At 69.9% G+C, this 2,274-nt stretch carries 2 protein-coding genes; both read right to left on the reverse strand.

Going from position 1 to position 2,274, the window contains the following annotated elements; all coding sequences use genetic code 11:
• Positions 1-98: 98 nt before the first annotated feature.
• The gene (locus tag ABZ641_RS33790; protein WP_359988103.1) at positions 99-734 is read right to left on the reverse strand and encodes a transporter substrate-binding domain-containing protein; all 636 of its coding nucleotides are present in this window, start codon (positions 732-734) and stop codon (positions 99-101) included.
• 347 nt (positions 735-1,081) lie between these two features.
• Positions 1,082-2,274, reverse strand: a 1,193-nt coding sequence (locus ABZ641_RS33795; RefSeq protein ID WP_359988104.1) for a cyanophycinase, incomplete at its 5' end; no start/stop codon positions are given.

Consider the following 2,274-nt stretch of genomic DNA (forward strand, 5'->3'; position numbering starts at 1 on the left):
GCCTCGGCCTGCCGCTTGCCCTCCGCGTAGCCGGTCGCCGCGTCGAAGTGCCGGGCGAGCGCCTGCGGGTCGTGCCAGCATCCGGTAGTACTCGCCCTTCAGCCCGTGCACCTGGGCGTCGGGGTCGGCTGCGGCGAATCGAGGATCTTCTGGTGGTTGGTGCCGGTCTGGACGGACACGCTCCTGCCGCAGACGTCCGTGACGACCTTGATGCCGTCCGGGTTGCCCTTGCGCACCAGCCATCCCGGACCCGCGTTGACGTAGTCGACGAAGTCGACCGCCTGCTGACGCTCCTTCTTGTCGGTCATCGCCGACATCACGGCGTCGAACTTGCCGGCCTGGACGGCCGGCAGCAGGCCGTCGAACTTCTGCCCGGTGAACTCGAACCTCACGCCCAGCCGGGCGCCGATGGCCTGGCCGAGGTCGTAGTCGATGCCGGTGATCTCCTTGCTGCCCTCGGAGACGTACATCTCGAACGGCGGGTAGGGCACGTCGGTCGCGACCCGCACCTTGCCGGCCTTGCGGACGGCCTCGGGGAGCTTGGCGGTGAGCTTCGCGTCCACCGGGATCGGAACGCCTTTGACGACCAACGGGGCTGACGACCCGGCGGCCGCCGGAGCGGCGTCGGAAGACGTGCCGGCGGAGCCCGAACAGGCGCTGAGCGACAGGGTGGAGGCGGCCAGCGCGACGGCGACCGCCGCGCGGCGGGGCAGGGGGAGGCGGAAGGGGGTCATGGGGCGCCCTCGGTCGAAGGAGAAGGAAGGGGAGGTGCGCCATCATCGGCGCGAATCAGACGTTACATCCATGCGTAGCGGCGCGTGAATGTATCGGGAATTACTTTCGCGCAACGGTGCCCTCCCGGTGAGCGCGGGCGGCTTCGGCCCGGCTCGGGCCGGTGGGCCTGCTGCGGCAGTCGTTACCGATGAATCAATACGTGCTCTGCCTGTAGCGCACGCTACGGCCATGAACGCCGACGAGGTCATCGCCAACCGTGTGGGAGTCCCTCGAAGCGGCGAACGGCCGCACGGCCGGCGCGCCGCACGGCGCACCGGCCCGGTTCCGCGGTCGGACCGCGGGAATCTCAGTAGACGTACAGGCGGGTGTTGAGGTTGGCGAACGACACGGCGGTGCCGCTCTTCCATGCCTGGTAGCCCGTGCCCTTGGTGAGGTCGGCCTCGAAGGTCGGCCCGCTCTCGTAGCTGATCCCGTACTGGTAGGTGCTGCGCCCGGCGTTGACGAGCTCCTTGGCCATCTTGACCATCTGGTAGGAGTGGTCGGTGGGGGAGTTCGGGGAGGAGAAGACGTCGCTCCATCGGGTGCCGACGGTTCCGGTGCTCGGCGCGTAGGAGGGCTTGTTCGACGTGGCCGTCCAGGTGGCGGGGGTGTAGGTGTCTCCGCTGGTCAGGTAGCTCCATTTGACGTTGTCGATCGACCGGTAGCCGCTGTGGGTGCCGACGGTGGCCGTACGGAGGTCGAAGACGGACACGCCGTTGGTGCCGACCACGGCGTCCGTCTCGTCGGCCGAGCCGGGGCGGGTGACGACGAGCGCGGTGTCCTCGTCGATGCCGAAGGCGCGGGTGTGGGCGGTGTCGGCCGCCAGGCGGGTGATCCGGCCCTCGCGACCGCGGGCGGCGAAGTGGGTGTCGAGCAGGCCGGAGGTGAAGAAGTCGAAGCCGCCCTCGGGCCGGTAGGTGAGGTCGTCCGGGTGGCTGCTGCTGACGGTGGTGTAGGAGCCGTAGCGCAGACCGTCCCAGCTCTCTCCGCCGGTGACCATGTCGCGGCCGTTGGCGATGGTGGTGCCGGCGCTGGTGCCCATGACGGCGGCGCCCGCGGCGAACCTGGCGCGGATCGCGGCCAGCGCGGGGGAGTCGCTGTTGTCGCTCTTGAGCAGGGTGGTGACCAGTCGGCTCTGGTCGCCTCCGCCGAAGAAGAAGCCGGTCATCGAGTTGATCTGGTTGATGACGGTCGGGCTGGAGTTGTTGGCGATGTGGTCCAGGTCGATGGGGATCCACTGGGCGTCCCCGGCGCCGTAGGTGTTCTTCAGCAGGTCGACGTAGTAGGCCCCGTTGCAGACCGAGTTGCTGCAGGTGCCGGGGTCGCTCGCGTGGGGGTCGTTGGCGGGGACGTCGGAGGCGGCGGTGATGACGCCGATCCGCGCGCCGCTCCCGCCGGCCTTGGTGAGGAACGTGCCGTAGACCGCGGAGTTGGTCGGTGCGACCGCGCCGCCGGCGAGCACCAGGCTGCCGGCGATCGGGGCGGCGTGCGCCGCCTGGG

It is taken from the genome of Kitasatospora sp. NPDC007106, assembly GCF_040634455.1.
GTDB lineage: Bacteria > Actinomycetota > Actinomycetes > Streptomycetales > Streptomycetaceae > Kitasatospora > Kitasatospora arboriphila.

Bases quoted from the DNA above. Each gene is read 5' to 3' on its own strand.
- ABZ641_RS33790 (WP_359988103.1), bottom strand. From the start codon at position 734: ATGACCCCCTTCCGCCTCCCCCTGCCCCGCCGCGCGGCGGTCGCCGTC.